Source organism: Actinoplanes xinjiangensis (assembly GCF_003148685.1).
Classification (GTDB): domain Bacteria; phylum Actinomycetota; class Actinomycetes; order Mycobacteriales; family Micromonosporaceae; genus Actinoplanes; species Actinoplanes xinjiangensis.
On the sequence record NZ_QGGR01000009.1, the window covers coordinates 89,399 to 105,313 of the forward strand.

Consider the following 15,915-nt stretch of genomic DNA (forward strand, 5'->3'; position numbering starts at 1 on the left):
AGGGCGTACCCACAACCATGCGACGGGAAACGGCCCGGCGGTCATCCGCCGGGCCGTTTTTCTGATTCGGTACGAGGAGAGGGACACGAGAGCGGTACGAAGAGTGCAGTGCGGGCCGAGCGGCACGGCCCACAGCGGTACGGCCGAAACGTCACGGGCGCTTCGGTACGGGTGAAGGCGCGCTCACGCCCACTGAACGGTGGTCTCCGCCGACAGCCGCGGAAGACGGTCCCGCCACGGGGTCTCGCCCGGGTGACCCAGGTTCACCACGACCAGTGACCTGAACCGCCCGTCCGGGAAGAACTCGGCGTCGACGGCGGCCTTGTCGAACCCGGTCATCGGGCCGGCGACGAGCCCGACCGACCGGGCCGCGAGGATGAAGTAGCCGGCCTGGAGCGCCGCACTGAACGTGCCGTTGGTCAGGCGGAGCGGTTCGTTCGCCTCGTAGACGTCCTTGAGGCCCGGGTTGTGCGGGAACACCTCGGGCACGTACTCGTGGAACGACGTGTCCAGCGCGAGAACCGCGACGACCGGGGCGCTCTGCGACTTGGGCCGATTGCCTTCGGCCAGGTGCGGGATGAGCCGCCTCTTGCCCTCTTCGGTACGCACGAACAGCACCCGTAGCGGTTGAGTGTTCGCCGCGGTCGGCGGCCACTTCGCGAGGTCCCAGATCTCCGCAAGCTCGGCATCGGACACCGGCGTCGGCGCGAACGACGAGGCGGTCCGTGCCTCGGTGAACAGCAGCGCCCGGCCGTCGTCACCGAGTCGCGGCCGGTCCGGTGTGCCCGCGTTCACATCCGCTTCAGAAAGAGTATCCACTTCTAAAAAGCTAGCGACTAACTCATGGAAAGCCACTCGTCGCCCGGTGAACTCAGTCACGACCCGTGGCGGCTTGAAGCCCGTCCCTCGCGCGGTGGCAGAGGGCCGCCGAAGCCGTGGTCGAGCCCGCGGGACCAGGACGGAACGCGGCGATAAGGCTCGCGCGGGAGGCAGCGCCCGGGAAGGCGTCAGGGGATGTGCTCGTCGGCCCAGAAGGCGATCTGCTCGAGGGCCGGCATGAGGGCGTGCCCCGCCGGGGTGAGGGTGTAGGAGACCGACACCGGGGGCCCCTCGTCGACGGAGCGGACGATCAGGCCCGCCGCCGCCAGACTGGACAGGCGATTGGAGAGCACCGAGTCACTGATGCCGGTGATACTGCGGGAGAGGTCCCGGAAACCGACCGGGCCGTCGTGGAGTTTGCCGAGGACCGCGGCGTTCCACCGGCGGCCCAGGAACTCGAAGGCCCGGGACAGGGCGGCATCACGGCGAACGCACGACTCGTGCTGCTCGTCCACTGCCGCCATAGACGTAAAACTACACGCCGGGGGCGCTGTAGGGAGTTCGGTGACTGCTCGGTCCGGGCGCAGTCGGCGCACCAGTCACTGCTGCTGCGCAGATACCACCCGAGGGCCACACCGGCCAGGAGGCTGAGCAGGCCGGCGAGCGCCGAGACGGTGACCGCCCCGGTCATGCCAGAGGGCTCCGGCGGACCAGCCGCAGGCCGCGCTGGTCCAGGTCGGGTGCGCTGTCGGCGCGAAACGTCACATACGGCGCGGTGAAGGTGTCCACACCGGTGCCGCGATGATTTCCCGGCTGGTAGGTGACGGTGACCGCCCGGGGAGACGCCGCCTCGATGATGCCGGCCCGCCAGCCATCCCTATACACCCACACCGGATCGGCCGGCCGGTAACTCTCGGCCGGGGCGACGTCGGACGGATCGCGGTGCACCGGGGTCACGGTGGGTGTGGACGCCGTCAGGTTCGGCATGGAAATGCCTCCAATGGCTTGAGGCGGACTCTTGCCGGAGCACGACGCAACATCTGAGCAGGCGAAGATTTCGGCACGCTGTGTCAGCGGTCGGATCGTGTCTGTCAGCTATCATGCTCGTCATCAAGTGCGTCCGCAAGGCCGTCTGCACGTGCATCCGCAACGACGGGCGCGACGGAGACGACGACGGAGCGGCGCGGGAGACACCGATCGGGCGGCGCAAGGCCATCGATCGAGCGGTGCTGAAGCATCGATCGAGCGGTGCGCCAGGCAGCGACCGAGCGGTACGGGGACGACGATCCGGACCGGTTTCGTTGTTGACGATCTCCGCTCTAGGATGCGTAGGACTGCGCCGGGCAGTCACAGAGCAGCGACAAGGAGTCAGGTGAGCGCGGGTTCGCAGGAGGAGGCGCCGGGTGGCGGCCCCACCGTGCTGCGCATCCTGCTCGGCTCCCAGCTTCGTAAGCTGCGGGAGTCGAAAGGGATCACGCGGGAGGCGGCCGGCTACGAGATCCGCGCCTCCGGTTCCAAGATCAGCCGCATGGAGCTCGGCCGCGTCAGCTTCAAGGAACGCGACGTCGCCGACCTGTTGACCATGTATGGGGTGTCCGACTCCGCCGAGCGGGACGCGCTGATCGGCCTCGCCCGGCAGGCCAACAATCCCGGTTGGTGGCAGCACTTCGGTGACGTCCTGCCGACCTGGTTCCAGGCATACCTGGGTCTGGAGGCGGCCGCCTCGCTGATCCGGACCTACGAGATCCAGTTCGTCCCCGGTCTTCTGCAGACGCCCGACTACGCGCGGGCCGTGATCATGCTGGGCCACGCGGGTGCCAGCGCGGAGGAGATCAACCGCCGGGTCGATGTGCGGCTGCAGCGCCAGCAGATCCTCACCCGTTCGGGTGGCCCTCAGCTGTGGGCGGTGATCGACGAGGCGGTGCTGCGCCGCCCGATCGGCGGCGTCGACGTGATGCGGGCACAGATCGAGTCGCTGATCGAGGCGTCGAAGCTGCCGGGTGTCCGGTTGCAGATCATCCCGTTCATGGTCGGCGGGCATGCCGCGGCGGGCGGGCCGTTCGCGATCCTGCGCTTCCCCGAGCCGGAGCTGCCGGACGTGGTCTATGTGGAGCAGCTCACCAGCGCGATCTACCTGGACAAGCGCGAGGACGTGGATCACTACGCGATGGCGATGGAGCGCGTCTGTATCGACGCCGAGCCGCCGAACCACACGCCCGAGATTCTCGGCAAGCTCCTGAACGAGGTCGGCCGCCCGGTCTGAGACCGAGCGGCCGATCGTCACGTCGAAGCGATTAGGCGATCAGGTTGTCGAAGTCTCCGTCGCGGACGCCGCCGAGGAAGGCCTCGATCTCAGCGCGGTTATAGATCAGTGCAGCACCCTCGGGATCCCGGGAGTTACGCACAGCGACGTCGCCGTTGGGCAGGACGGCGCACTCAACGCAGTTGCCACTCGGGTTGCTGCGGCGGCTCTTCTGCCAGGCGACTCCCTGCAGTTCGCCGGCAGGCATGCCGTTGACCACGTTGGTCATTCCAAGCTCCCTAGATTTGCCCCCGGATCGCCCATCGATCCGGAGTCGGTGGTGTCCGCGTGCCCACAACATGGCGGCGATGCAAATGCACGTGCATCTGGCCTTGCGTAGTCACGGGATTCTGAGCATGATAACGCACGTACTACTCCCTAGGGGTGTCACTCAGGGTGACATCTTTAGGTGACGGGTCGGTCGCGGAGCGACAGTCTGCGGCCTCGGCGCGAGGCTCCCTGGCGGGGGCGTCCTTAGCGAGAGGTGACAAGCAATGTCGATTCCGAACGCCGGCCCAGAACTCCCCGGACCGGGTGACCCCGGCGTGGCCGACGGCCCACGCTGGGGTAACTCGCTGGTTCACCGTGACGCGCCGTTCACCGACGAGGTGTTCGCCGCGTCGACGCGGGCGACCATGGTGACACACCGGTTCGGAGGGGTCAGGTATGCGTTGAGCCGGCCCGGCGGGACGACCGTCCGGAGGCCGCCTGCCGAGGAGGATGAGTCCGACGCGCGTGACTGAGCTCGTTCGTTGCCACCGCCAGCAGCGACCTGCCCGGCCCCCGCAGACGCGGGGCCCGCATGTCCGCGGCAACCGGCTGCGGCCCAGTGGGCCGTCCTGGCCGGTGTACGAGTTCGCCGAGTCGGACTACTGCTACGGCATCGGTCCCATTCGTCTGCGCCTGGAGCGGGTGAACTGGTCGCAGCCCATCCCGCACGAGGGTGACTACTGGCTCGGCGTGCGCGGTGTCGTGATCGATCGTTACGGACGTGAGGGTGCGGTGCGCGAGATGCTCGTCCGTGCGGCGTGCATACCCGTCCCGCCGGCTGCCAAGCGGCCACGCTTACGGGTGTTGCGCAGCAGCACATCCGTGTGACGCCGGGTGGGCGGCGCGGTTCCCCGTGCTGGGCCGCCCACCCGGTCCCCCATCGCTGCTGCCGGCGGGAGAAGACTCACCGTGGCGAGAAGACTCACCGCGGCGAGAAGGCGCCGAAAAGGCTGCCGGAGAAGACGCCGAAAGGCGAGGTCCGAGGACCTGCTCCCGACCGAAGGGAAAGCCGGCTCACGGCTTCCGGGCGACCCCGGCCCAGTAGTAGGCCGCCTCGGGATTGTCCGCCGGCTCGTCCGGCCGCCAGGCCGACACCGGCGCCACGCCCGGCTCCAGCATCTCCCAGTCACCGAAGAACCGCTCGACCGCCTCGCGGGTACGGACGACGAGCGTCATCCCCGCACCGGTGGCGGCGGCGACCGCAGCGGTCACCTCGTCGGGGTTGAAGTCGGCGGTCGGGTGGGTGATCGCCAGGCAGCTGCCGGACGGCAGGGCGTCACGCAGCTCCGCGACCCGGGCCCACGGGTCGTCGGCGTCGGCGAGCAGCATCAGGATCGCGATCAGGGTGAGCCCGACCGGCTCCTTCAGGTCGAGCGTGTCCTGGAGCGCCTCATCCTCCAGGATGGACCGCGGGCGGCGGATGTCGGCGGCGATGTACTCACTGCGGCCCTGGGGGTGGCTCAGCATCAGCGCGCGGGCGTGCACCAGCACGATCGGGTCGTTGTCGACGTAGACCACCCGCGTGGTGGGCTCGATGTCCTGAGCGACCTCGTGCAGGTTGGGCCGGGTGGGGATGCCGGTGCCGATGTCGAGGAACTGGCGGATGCCCTCTTTCCGCACCAGGTCGCGGGCCACCCGGTGGACGAACTTCCGATTCTCCTTGGCCATGTAGCGCATGCCGGGGATGGCCTTGATCATCGCCTCGCCGACCCCGCGGTCGACGGCGAAGTTGTCCTTGCCGCCGAGCCAGTAGTCGTAGATGCGGGCGGAATGGGGCACGTTGATGTTGACCCCGGGTGGAGCGACCTCGGAAGATGCGGAATTGTCCACTGTTACGACCGCCTCCAATACCCCGCGTTACGACCCCGCTCAGCCTAGCCCGAACGATCGACCGGCTTAACCCCCGGAATCCGCTTTCAGGCGGCGGAGGCGAAGCCGCGGCGGGGGGCCGAGACGACGCGATCCCGTCCGGCGTGCTTCGCAGCGTACAGGCGACCGTCCGCAGTGGACAGAAGGGCCGGTTGGGTCGGAACGGGCGTCTCCGCGCTGGTGGCGACGCCTATGCTCACGGTGACCGGAAGGCCGCGGGTGATGCCGTGCCAGTCGTGGTCGCGGATCGTGCGGCGGATCCCGTCGAGCAGGGCTACCGCCCGGCCGGGGGTGGTACCGGGCAGCACGATGAGGAACTCCTCACCACCCATCCGGGCGGTGAATCCGGCCGGGCAACCGGCTGTCACCCCGTCGGCGAGCAGCCCGGCGACGCGGATCAGGACCTGGTCGCCCACGTTGTGCGAGAGCCGGTCGTTGATCTGCTTGAAGTGGTCGAGGTCGACGAGCGCGACGATGAGCGCGGGGTCGGAGCCGATCAGGGACGGCAGGCTCTCGTCGATGTACCGGCGGTTGTGCAGGCCGGTCAGCGGATCACGGCGGGCCTGCTCCCGGAAGCGCTCGGCCTCCTCCCGGGCCTCGACCGTCTCGAACATCGCCTGCCTGGTCCGGGTCCGTGCCTCCCGCTGGAGGGAGTGCAGGTTCTGATACTCGGTGAAGAAGGTCTTGTGCGCGGTGAAGGCGGCCGCGAAGTCGCCCCGGGCCGCGTGCAGCTCGGCCTGCTCCTGGTGCAGGCGGACCAGCGACTCACCGAGGTCACGCTCGATGCAGTGCCGGCGGGCGTCGTCGAGGCTGGCCTGCGCCAGGTCGAACCGGCCGAGGCCGCGCTGTGCCTGCGCCAGGGTCACCAGATACTGGGAGAGATCGTTCGCGTCGTCCCAGCGGCCTTCGGCATGCCGTTCCAGGCACAGGGTCAGGGTGCGTTCGGCCTCGGCGTAGCGCCCGTTGCCGATCTGGATCGAGCCGACCGTGTCGAGGTAAGCGGGCTCGAGCGGCATGTCCCACTGGTCGGCGAGCCGCAGCAGACGGTCGGCCACCTCCTGGGCGCGCTGCTGATCTCCCGAGTCGTACTCCGCGTAGGCGTGGTTGTTGAGCAGGCACAGCAGGGCCGGGTGGCCGGAGAGCACGGCCAGTTCCTCCGCCTGCGCGTAGCGAACGCGCGCCGCGTCGATCGAGCCGGCCATGCAGAAGGCGTCGGCCAGCTTGGTGCGGTGCCAGATGTGCATGTGGGTGGTGCAGTCGTCGTCGAGGAGCTCGACCGCCAGCAGGGCATGCTCCAGCGACTGCTCGGCGTCGCCGAGGTGCTGGTGGATGTAGGCCCAGAGCATGTGCATGCGGGCCATCAGCACGCGGGCGTCGTTGGCCACCACCCACTCGTGGACCTGCCAGATCTGCTCGGTGGCCGCGCTGATGTCGCCGAGGCGCATCCGCATGTTGGCCTGGCAGAGCCGGGCTCGCGCGATCAGCAGTGGATCGCCGAGCACCTGAGCCGCCTCTTCCAGGCGGATGGCCCGCGCCAGCTCGGCGTGGGCGTCCCAGGAGCGCCGGTCCTCGATGTCGAGAAGGGCTGCCGAAAGCGCGTCGGCGTCGATCGGGTGGTCCATCAACCGCCTCCCTCTCCCGGCGCGTGCTTCCTCAGCGACGCCATTCGGCAGGTGAGAGCCGAGGCTGAGGGAAACGCCGGGCTCCCCGAGGTTAGCTCTGCGTGAGGAGCTGACCCCAGGGAGTGCGGCGTGATCTGTGCCCTATTCGACTGAGGAGGAGACGAGCGGCCGTTCCGGAGCAAGGTCCACCGTGGACCGCAACGTCGTCGGCTTCATCGCCACCGCGGCGATCACACCGACCACGGCCACTGCGGCCGAGATCAGGAAGATGTGCCCGGTGGCGTCGCCGTACGCGATCCGTACCACGTGCTGGATCTGCTCCGGCAGGCTGCTCAGGTTGAGGCTGCCGGCTCCGCTCGACGCCGACTCCGCCGGCACGCCCAGCGCGGTGAGCTGCTCGGTCATCGAGTCGGCCACGTGACGGGCGAGGACCGCGCCGAGCACCGAGACGCCGATCGTGCCGCCCAGGGAGCGGAAGAAGGCGATCGTGGAGCTGGCCGCGCCGATGTCCTTGAGCGAGACGGTGTTCTGTACGGCGAGGACCAGGTTCTGCATGGACATGCCGACACCGACGCCGATGACGGCCATCGCGGTGCCGATGTACCAGAGCGGGGTGTCGTGATCCAGGAAGGAGAGCGCGCTGAACCCGGCGACCAGGGTGATCGTGCCGGCCACCACGTACGGCTTGATCCGGCCGCTCCGGGTGATGAGCCGGCCCGCGACGGTCGAGGAGACCAGCACCCCGGCCATCATCGGGATCATCAGCAGGCCGGCCTCGGTCGGGCTGTAGCCCCGGCCGATCTGGAAGTACTGGCCCAGGAAGACCGAGCCGCCGAACATCGCCATACCGACCGCGAGGCTGCCGATGATGGCCAGCGTCGTGGTGCGCTCCCGGACGATCGGCAGTGGCACGACCGGCTCGGCGACCCGCGCCTCGACCCACACCGCCAGGGCGAGCAGCAGCACACCGCCGCCGACCATGACCCCGGTCTGCCAGGACAGCCAGGCGAACGTCCCGTCCACGAACGACACCCAGATCAGGATGACGCTGACGCCGGCCGCGATCAGCGAGGCGCCCAGGTAGTCGATCTTCACGTCGTCGCGGCGCATGACCGGCAGGTGCAGGGTCTTCTGGAGGACGATCAGGGCGAGCACCGCGAACGGCGCGCCGATGAAGAAGCACCAGCGCCAGCCGAGCGCGTCGGTGTCGACGATGAGGCCGCCGAGCAGCGGGCCGCCGACCGTGGCCAGCGCCATCACCCCACCGAGGTAGCCGTTGTAGCGGCCGCGCTCCCGGGGCGGGATCATCGCGGCGATGGCGACCTGCACCAGCGCCTGCACGCCGCCCATGCCGAGGCCCTGGAACGCCCGGGCGGCGATCAGCTGTTCGGTGTTCTGCGTGAACCCGGCGATCAGCGAACCCAGGATGAAGATCACGATGGAGGCCTGGACCAGGACCTTCTTGCTGTAGAGGTCGGCCAGCTTGCCCCAGATCGGGGTGGACGCGGTGGCGGTCAGCAGGGTCGCGGTGACCACCCAGGTGTACTGCGTCTGAGTGCCGTCGAGATCGCCGATGATCTTCGGCAGTGCGGTGGAGACGATGGTGGAGCTGGCCATCGCGACGAAGAGCACGAGCAGGAGACCGGAGAGTGCCTCCATGATCTCGCGGTGGCTCATCGGGCTCGGCTCCGCCCGATCGACGGTGGGTGCGGTCATCGGGACGCCTCTCCTCGTGATGCTTGCTGCATACAACTATCTTCCTGAACTTGCCTGTTGCGCAACTTTGCCCATTGGGAACTGAATCACACGCCGGTAGGCTCAGATCATGAGTGCGGCGATTGAGCAGGGCCTTCGTGAGCGCAAGAAGGAGGCCACCCGCCAGGCGCTCTACGAGGCGGCGCTGCGGCTGGCCCTGGAGTTCGGGCCGGACCGGATCACCGTGGACGCCATCGCCGACCGGGCCGGCGTCTCCCGGCGGACCTTCTCCAACTACTTCGCCAACAAGGAGGAGGCGCTCTTCCACGCCGACCGGCGCCGGATGCTCCTGCTCTGCGGCCTGGTCCGGGCACGTCCGGCGGCCGAGCCGCCGTGGACCGCGTTGACCGCGGCCGCCGCCGAGTTCTACACCGAGCTGGGCGATCTCGATCCGGAGTGGGTGGCACAGAGCCGTCTGGTGCGGCGGCATCCGTCCCTGGCCGCGGCGCAGGTGCAGACCTTCGCCGCGCTGGAGCGCGAGCTGAGCGACCAGGTCGCGGTCCGATTCAAAGATCAGGACCCCTCGGGGGTACGAGCAAGGCTCGTCGCCGCGACCTTCCTCGCCGTGCTGCGGGTCTCCCTCAACGTCTGGCTGGAGCATCCGGCCGAGCGCAGGTTCTGGGACGTGGCCCGCGACTCCCTGGATCTGGCGGGCCGGGGTTTCGCCGTCCCGACATGACGGGGTGGTTCAGCGGGTGCCGAGACCGTGGATGACCAGCGTCAGAGCGCGCCGCCAGCCCTGGGGATCGGCCGAGTGCTGGGCGACGCCGGCGTTCGCCATCATCAGCAGCGCGAAGTCGCGCCCGGTGAAGTCGGAGCGCAACCGCCCGGCCCGCTGGGCCCGGGTCAGCACGTCGACGGCCCGCTGGTAGGCGGTGGAACGCAGCCCGGCCAGCCGCTCGTCGTCGTCGAAGGCGGAGGTGACCAGCAGCTCGGCCAGGCCGCGGTCGGTCGCCTGCAGCTCACAGACGCGGGTCAGGTAGCCGACGAACGCCGCCCACGGGTCGGGATGATCGAGCGCCTGCTCGGCGAGCTGGACCGCGGCGGTCATGTGACTCGCGAAGACCTCCGCGATCAGGTGCCGCCGGCTGGGGAAACGGCGGTAGAGAGTGGCGTTGCCGACGCCCGCGCGCCGGGCGATCTCGTCCAGCGAGGCATCGAGACCCTGCTCGGCGAAGACCTCCCGCGCCGCGGCGAGCAGGGCCGCGCGATTACGCCGCGCGTCCGCGCGCAGCCGGGTGGCCATGCGCCACAGGATACGACGTTCCGCGGGAAAGGCAGAGATCCGATGTTACCGTCCGCATGATCGACGCGAACGGGACGAGAGGGGCGGGAATGCCACAGATCGAGGTCGAGGTGCCGGCCGCGGACGGTACGGCCGAGGCGTACTTCGTCACGCCGGAGGGCCCCGGGCCGTTCCCGGCGGTGCTGATCTTCATGGATGCGTTCGGCCTGCGGCCGCGGCTCATGGAGATGGCCGTCCGGATCGCCGGGCAGGGGTACGCCGTACTCGTCCCGAATCTCTTCTACCGCGACGCCCGTGGGCCGCTCGTCGAGCCGGAGGAGATGCTCGACGCCGAGAAGCGCGGTGCCGCGTTCGGCCGGCTGATGCCGATGATCAGAGGTCTCACGCGTGCGCGGATCAGTGCGGACACGGCCGCCTACCTGGACTTCCTCGACGGGCGCGAGGAGGCGGCGGCCGGACCGGCCGGGATCGTCGGCTACTGCATGGGTGGCCGGAACGCGCTGGTCGCGGCCTCGGAGCACCCGAACCGGTTCGCCGCGCTGGCCAGTTTCCACGCCGGCGGAGTGGTCACCGACGAGCCGGACAGCCCGCACCTGGGCGTACCGAACCTGACCGCCGAGGTCTACTTCGGACACGCCGACAACGACGGCTCGATGACGCCGGAGCAGATCAAGGCCCTGGAGATCACCCTCGCGGAGGCCGGGGTGGAATACACCTCGGAGCTCTACGAGGGCGCCCCACACGGTTTCACGATGAGCGACACGTCGATGTACCACCCGGAGGCCGAGAAGCGGCACTGGGCGGCGCTGCTGCCGCTGCTGGAGCGGGCTCTCAGGTGATGCAGAACTCGTTGCCCTCCGGGTCGGTCAGCGTGAACCACGAGTGCGGTCCCTGACTGGCCGCCCAGAGGAAGGTGGCGCCGCGTGCGACCAGTTTGTCGCGCTCGGCGTCCCGGTTCTCCTCGCCGACCCGGATGTCGACGTGCACCCGGTTCTTCACGGTCTTGGCCGACGCGTCGAACTGGAAGAGCATCCGGCGCTCGGTCTCGGGGTGGCGGATCGCGGAGCCGGCCCGCCAGACCAGCTTGCCCCGGTGGTGGGTGGTCTCGTCGTCGGTGGCGTACCCCTTGGCGACCATGTCCTTGATGAACGCCTCGTCCTGGGGCTCCACATTCCACCCGAGCGTCTCGGCCCACCAGTCGGCGAGCGTGTGCGGTTCGGTGCAGTCCACGGTGACCTGGAAGTCGTAAGCCATGACCCGCACGCTACCGACGATTCAGGACGGTATCCGGCCTAATTGGCGTAGAGACCCGGGAAGTACCGGTCGATCGCCGTCACGTCGTACACGTGCCGTACCTCATTGATCTTGTCGTTCTCCACCCCGAGGAACTCGACCAGGCGGGCCGTGCCGAACGGCGCCGCCAGGTCATAGACCAGGGCCGCACCGTCCACCGCGTCGGTCCGGGCCACCACGGTGACGCCGTCCGCGAACGCGGCGATCCGGTGCAGCACCTGGAGCAGTTCCTCCTCGTCCACCGGCGCGTCGAGGTTCCATTCGGCCTCCACGTCCGGGGCGAGCAGTCTGCGGGCCCCGGTCAGGTCGTCGGCGGTCCACGACCTGACCCAGAAATCCACTACGTCCAAGGTTCTCAGCCGTTCAGCATGGTTTCGGCACTCACGAAGGTGTATCCCGCCTTGATGATGCCCGGCACCAACTGCTTGAGGTAGTCGGTGCCCAGATAACCGTGGTAGAAGAGGCTGGCCACGCCGTCCCGGATCACCAGGTTGCGCTCGGCGCTGGCGATCAGGTCGGCCGGCAGCCGCGACGGGTGCCCGTTGTAGGCGTCCGGCTCCACATTGCCGATGTTCTCCGGCACCACGACCGAGCCGTAGACGTCGCGCACCGTGTAGGGGAAGAACTGGCCGAACTGCCGGGCGTAGTGGTACTTGGCGCCGGTCAGCACGCCGGGGAAGTACAGGCCCCGGTCGTACCGCTTGCCGAAGAGCGTGTTCGCCGCCTGGTAGTCGGCCGGGCTGGCCGCATAGTGCGGGAACTCGAAGATCTTCGGGGCGCCGAGCCCGGTGGCCGCGAAGACCGCGCCGGAGGCGATCATCCGCGCGGTGGCCCAGGCGACCGAGTCCTCCTTGACTGGGCCGTCGTAGATCACCCGGTCGTTGCCGTCGACGTGCGCCGTGAAGAACTCGAAGTCGTTCGCGCTCACCCCGTCGTACGGGTTGGCCACCGAGCCGTACTGGTGGGTGTAGCCGTGCATCAGCAGCGTGCCGCCCTTGGCCTGCATGTACTTCAGGGCGGCCACGACCAGCGGCCTCTTCGCCAGGGTGTAGTCCTCGGCCTTGCCGCCGTTCATGGCACCCTTCGGGTCCCGGTACCGCGGGTAGACGGCGACGCTGAACGGCACCTTCATCGACGACAGGTAGTCGGCGATCGCCTTCAGCTCGGCCGGGTCCGAGTCCGGGCCGATGTCCTCGATCCGGATCAGGGCACGGTGCCGCTCCCTGGTGTTCGGGGCGAGGGCGTCGAACAGCAGGTCCGCGAAGATCAGGTAGCGGTCGTCGTGGGTGACGTACGAGAACGGGATCTCGCTGACGTAGGTCAGGTTCCCGGACCGTACCGCCCAGGGCAGCGTGGAGCCGTCGGCGCGCTTGGCGGCGGCCACCGTGGTGACCTTCGACGCGTCCGAGACGGTCAGGTTCATCAGGCCCGACTTGTTGTCGGCACCTCGGGTCAGGGAACGACCCTTGTAGGACACCTCGGCGACGTCGGCGAAGTCGAAGAGACCACTGGTGAAGCCGAACTTCGCGGCGAAACCGTCCACCTTGGTCAGCTGCCAGACGTTGTCCCGCACCCAGATCACCGGCTTGGTGGTGGCGGCGACGTCGGCCAGGAACGCGGCCGGCAGCGGCTCGTCGTAGGTCGAGCCCAGGTAGATCAGCGCCGAGTAGCCGGCCAGGTCACCGGACTTGTAGCCGGTCACCGGCGCGGCCGTCCACGAGCCGAAGTGCGAGCTCAGGTTCGCCACCTGGGTGGCGTAGACCTCGCCCAGCCAGCCGTAGTCGCCCGTGGTGTCGTACAGGACCAGGGTCTTGGCCGTGCCCCCACCGGGAGCCGCCTTGCCGGTCCGGCCCCCCGCGGTGGTGGCGGTGGCGGTGGCGGCGTCCGCCTCCATGGTGCTGAAGCCGACCGCGGCGACCGCGGCCGCGGCGGCACCGGCGACGAGGACGTTGCGGCGGGAAACGATGGCGGTACGCATCAGGCGACAGCTCCGGTCTTGAGGGCGGACGGGGCGACGGGCATGGCCTCGGGGAAACTCGCGAGACCGAGGAGGGCGGCGGTGGCCTGGGCGGTGCGCTGCGCGGCGAGACCGTCGCCGTACGGGTTACCGCCGGCCGTCATCGCGTCCCGGCGCATCCGGCTGTCCAGCAGCAGCGACGCCTCCGACACGATCAGCGCGGGGTCCGAGCCGACCAGCTTGGCGCAGCCGGCGTGCAGTGACTCGACCCGCTCGGTCACGTCCCGCAGCACCAGTGCCGGCACCCCGAACGACGGCGCCTCCTCCTGGATGCCGCCCGAGTCGGTGAGCACCAGGTAGGCCTCGGAGAGCAACCGGGCCAGGTCCGGGTAGGGCAGCGGGTCGGTGACGGTCACCCGCTCCACCCCGGCCAGGGCGGCGTCCACCTGCGCGCGGACCGCCGGGTTCGGGTGGCTCGGCAGGATCACGTCGATGTCGTCGTAGCGGGCGATCAGCTCCTTGACCGCGGACAGGATCCGGTCCAGCGGCTCACCCCACGACTCGCGACGGTGCGCGGTCACCAGGACCAGGCGGTTGACGCCGGTCGCCCGGGCCGCGGCCACGTCGGCGTTCTCGAACGGCAGCTTGCGGGCGGCCACCGCGAGGGTCGCGTCGACCACGGTGTTGCCGGTGATCAGCACGTCGGTCACCGGGATCTTCTCGTCCAGCAGGTTCATCGCGGCCAGCGGCGTCGGCGCCAGGTGCAGGGCGGCGACCTGGGCGACCAGGCGGCGGTTGCCCTCCTCCGGGAACGGCGACTCCAGATCACCGGAGCGCAGGCCGGCCTCCAGGTGGACGACCGGAATGCGCCGCCAGAACGCGGCCAGGGCGCCGGCCAGGCTCGTGGTGGTGTCGCCCTGCACGATCACGGCGGCCGGGGTGCGTACCGACCACAGCTCGTCCAGTTCGCGGATCATCGCGGTGAGCAGTTCGGCCTGGCTGCCGGTCTCCCGCTCGACCTGGAGGGTGATGTCCGGCTTCAGGTCGAACGCGGCGAGAGCCTGGGTGACCATCGTCGGGTGCTGACCGCTGGCCAGCAGGATCGGGGTGAGCAGACCGGCTTCGCGCATGGCGAGGGCGACGGGGGCGAGCTTGACGGCTTCGGGGCGGGTGCCGCCGACGAGGTGGACTTCACGAGACACGGGGGGAGCCTTTTCTCTCGTTGTGGTGAAGGGGGATCAGGCGGGGACGGCGATGGGTTCCTCGACGAGGCGCTCGGTCTTGGCCCAGGCCTGGCGGCCGCTGGCCTGCCGGCCCAGAGCGCGATAGGTGGCGGCGAGACCGAGGACCAGGAAGGCGGGGTACGCGAGGGCGGCGGTGAGCATTCGGGGCATGCCCTCGTCGCCGTGCTTGCGCTTGTGCACCAGCGCCCAGAGCACGCCGGGGAAGGTGGTGACGCCGAGCCAGACACCCAGGCTCTCGGCCAGTGCGGCCCAGGTCGGGATGAAGACGATCGGGTGACCGACCAGCAGGCCGCCCAGTCCGGCGATCCCGGTGCCGATGAGCAGCACCGTGACGATCGCGTTGGCCCACGGCGAGAGCAGGTAGTGCAGCATCTCGGCCAGGGCGATCCGGGCCACCCGCGGCGACTCGAAGAGCCGGCCGAGGTAGCGGGCGCACTGCATGTTGCCCTGGGCCCAGCGGGTCCGCTGCCGGGTCAGGCGGCGGACGTCGACCACCGCCTGCTGGGTCACCGAGGCACGGGAGGTGTAGCGGATCCCGACGCCGTTCAGGTGCATCCGCAGGCCCAGTTCCATGTCCTCGACGAGGCAGCTGGACCAGGGGGCGGTGCCGAGTGTCTGCAGCGTGGAGAGCCGGCTGAACTGGCCGTTGCCGCCGAGGCCGACGGTGTCCAGGGCGTCGCGCATGTTCTGGCAGGCGTCGACGATCGCGCCGAACTCCAGGTCCTGCACGGCGCCGAGGAGACGGTTGCGGTTGCGGATGCGTACCTGCACCTGGGCCGCACCGACGCGCTCGTCGCGCATCAGCCGGGACACCTCGACCAGGATGTTCTCGCTGCCCTGGCCGTCGCCGTCGATGATGCCGACGACCACCTTCTCCGGTGCCACACCCGCCTGCGCGGTGAGCATCGAGATGTGGCGGTACGCGGCGTTCAGCGCTTCGCCCTTGCCCTGCCGGGCCTCCGGCAGTTCGCGCCGCATGATGTGCAACCGGGGGTGGTCGATGGCGGCCAGCACCTCGGGAGTGCGGTCGTCCGATCCATCGTCGACGACCAGCACCCGGGACAGGGTGCCGGCCGGGCCGCGCAGGTTGAGGGCGGCGCCGACCGTGTTGGCGACGACGGCCTCCTCGTTCAGGGCCGGGACGATGATCCAGAAGTTGTCGGGGCGACCGTTGCCGCCGGCGAGCGAGCGGTTGACGACCTTGGCGCGGTGCGTGCCGTGGTAGCGGAGTGCGAACCAGACCAGGACCACCGTGGTGATCGGCCAGGCAAGCAGGACCGCGTAACCGGCGACCGCGAACTGCCAGCTGTCCGACGCGGTCATCGGAACCTCCCCCGTAGTCGTTACCGTCCGTGCTGTTGCCCTGGACGTAATAGGACATTAGGGAACTACCGAGCGTCACTCAAGAGCGATCATCGGAACGGAGGAGGAGACCGGCTAAAAGGGCGAACCCAGACATCTCAGACTGCGTTAAGCAGGCGAAACCGGGCGCGATCGGCGCCATTCTGGCAAATGGGCCTCACTCCGGCCCGGAGTCA

18 protein-coding genes are annotated in these 15,915 nt (G+C 69.4%); 5 read left to right on the top strand and 13 right to left on the bottom strand.

Translation table 11 applies throughout. The features are described from left to right. Positions 1-183 precede the first annotated feature (183 nt). The 3 genes from BC793_RS21130 to BC793_RS21140 form a co-directional block, all read right to left on the bottom strand. Complete coding sequence (locus tag BC793_RS21130; protein WP_239170227.1) at positions 184-819, bottom strand: malonic semialdehyde reductase; 636 nt, start codon at positions 817-819, stop codon at positions 184-186. Between the two features lie 188 nt (positions 820-1,007). Further along, on the bottom strand, positions 1,008-1,343 hold the full coding sequence (locus BC793_RS21135; RefSeq protein WP_109594851.1) for a winged helix-turn-helix transcriptional regulator: 336 nt from the start codon (positions 1,341-1,343) through the stop codon (positions 1,008-1,010). A 163-nt stretch (positions 1,344-1,506) separates the two neighbouring features. Next, complete coding sequence (locus tag BC793_RS21140) at positions 1,507-1,806, bottom strand: hypothetical protein (protein ID WP_109594853.1); 300 nt, start codon at positions 1,804-1,806, stop codon at positions 1,507-1,509. Between the two features lie 385 nt (positions 1,807-2,191). On the opposite strand from BC793_RS21140, the gene BC793_RS21145 reads away from it, so the two are divergent. After that, positions 2,192-3,082, top strand: coding sequence for a helix-turn-helix domain-containing protein (locus BC793_RS21145; protein ID WP_109594855.1), 891 nt, complete (start codon positions 2,192-2,194; stop codon positions 3,080-3,082). Between the two features lie 31 nt (positions 3,083-3,113). On the opposite strand, the gene BC793_RS21150 is transcribed toward BC793_RS21145, so the two are convergent. Next, positions 3,114-3,350: a DUF397 domain-containing protein gene (locus BC793_RS21150; protein WP_109594857.1), complete on the bottom strand. Its 237-nt coding sequence runs from the start codon at positions 3,348-3,350 to the stop codon at positions 3,114-3,116. Between the two features lie 265 nt (positions 3,351-3,615). Between BC793_RS21150 and BC793_RS21155 the strand changes: the two genes are divergently transcribed. Further along, positions 3,616-3,864, top strand: coding sequence for a hypothetical protein (locus tag BC793_RS21155; RefSeq protein ID WP_146246378.1), 249 nt, complete (start codon positions 3,616-3,618; stop codon positions 3,862-3,864). After that, on the top strand, positions 3,857-4,219 hold the full coding sequence (locus BC793_RS21160; RefSeq protein ID WP_239170226.1) for a hypothetical protein: 363 nt from the start codon (positions 3,857-3,859) through the stop codon (positions 4,217-4,219). Before BC793_RS21155 ends, BC793_RS21160 begins: the two co-directional genes overlap by 8 nt. 186 nt (positions 4,220-4,405) lie before the next feature. Here BC793_RS21160 and BC793_RS21165 read toward each other — a convergent pair whose 3' ends face one another. The 3 genes from BC793_RS21165 to BC793_RS21175 form a co-directional block, all read right to left on the bottom strand. Next, positions 4,406-5,221, bottom strand: a complete 816-nt coding sequence (locus BC793_RS21165; protein ID WP_109594860.1) for an SAM-dependent methyltransferase — start codon at positions 5,219-5,221, stop codon at positions 4,406-4,408. An 86-nt stretch (positions 5,222-5,307) separates the two neighbouring features. Then, positions 5,308-6,882, bottom strand: coding sequence for a GGDEF domain-containing protein (locus BC793_RS21170; protein ID WP_109594862.1), 1,575 nt, complete (start codon positions 6,880-6,882; stop codon positions 5,308-5,310). A 141-nt stretch (positions 6,883-7,023) separates the two neighbouring features. After that, a complete protein-coding gene (locus tag BC793_RS21175) occupies positions 7,024-8,598 on the bottom strand; it encodes an MDR family MFS transporter (protein WP_109594864.1) in 1,575 nt (524 codons plus the stop codon). A gap of 109 nt (positions 8,599-8,707) precedes the next feature. Here BC793_RS21175 and BC793_RS21180 point away from each other — a divergent pair, with 109 nt between their 5' ends. Then, positions 8,708-9,316 (top strand): TetR/AcrR family transcriptional regulator, encoded by a 609-nt coding sequence (locus BC793_RS21180; protein WP_203896328.1) that lies wholly within the window; start codon positions 8,708-8,710, stop codon positions 9,314-9,316. A 9-nt stretch (positions 9,317-9,325) separates the two neighbouring features. Here the strand turns inward: BC793_RS21180 and BC793_RS21185 are convergent, their stop codons facing one another. Continuing rightward, positions 9,326-9,883 carry a TetR/AcrR family transcriptional regulator gene (locus BC793_RS21185; RefSeq protein WP_109594866.1) on the bottom strand — a complete coding sequence of 186 codons (558 nt, stop codon included), beginning with the start codon at positions 9,881-9,883 and terminating at the stop codon, positions 9,326-9,328. Between the two features lie 89 nt (positions 9,884-9,972). Between BC793_RS21185 and BC793_RS21190 the strand changes: the two genes are divergently transcribed. After that, complete coding sequence (locus tag BC793_RS21190; RefSeq protein ID WP_109594868.1) at positions 9,973-10,722, top strand: dienelactone hydrolase family protein; 750 nt, start codon at positions 9,973-9,975, stop codon at positions 10,720-10,722. Here BC793_RS21190 and BC793_RS21195 read toward each other — a convergent pair. From BC793_RS21195 to BC793_RS21215, 5 genes are read right to left on the bottom strand one after another with little or no spacing between them, the layout of a single operon-like run. After that, positions 10,715-11,137 (bottom strand): VOC family protein, encoded by a 423-nt coding sequence (locus BC793_RS21195; protein WP_109594870.1) that lies wholly within the window; start codon positions 11,135-11,137, stop codon positions 10,715-10,717. The two genes, BC793_RS21190 and BC793_RS21195, sit on opposite strands and share 8 nt — an antisense overlap. A gap of 38 nt (positions 11,138-11,175) precedes the next feature. Further along, positions 11,176-11,517 (bottom strand): hypothetical protein, encoded by a 342-nt coding sequence (locus BC793_RS21200; RefSeq protein ID WP_239170224.1) that lies wholly within the window; start codon positions 11,515-11,517, stop codon positions 11,176-11,178. Positions 11,518-11,531: 14 nt separating this feature from the next. Continuing rightward, entirely contained in the window at positions 11,532-13,154 is a 1,623-nt protein-coding gene (locus tag BC793_RS21205) for a DUF2334 domain-containing protein (RefSeq protein ID WP_109594874.1), read from the bottom strand. Further along, a complete protein-coding gene (gene wecB, locus BC793_RS21210) occupies positions 13,154-14,335 on the bottom strand; it encodes a non-hydrolyzing UDP-N-acetylglucosamine 2-epimerase (protein WP_109594876.1) in 1,182 nt (393 codons plus the stop codon). The genes BC793_RS21205 and wecB overlap by 1 nt, the downstream gene beginning before the upstream one ends. A 36-nt stretch (positions 14,336-14,371) precedes the next feature. Next, positions 14,372-15,700: a glycosyltransferase gene (locus BC793_RS21215; protein ID WP_109594878.1), complete on the bottom strand. Its 1,329-nt coding sequence runs from the start codon at positions 15,698-15,700 to the stop codon at positions 14,372-14,374. Between the last annotated feature and the right edge of the window lie 215 nt (positions 15,701-15,915).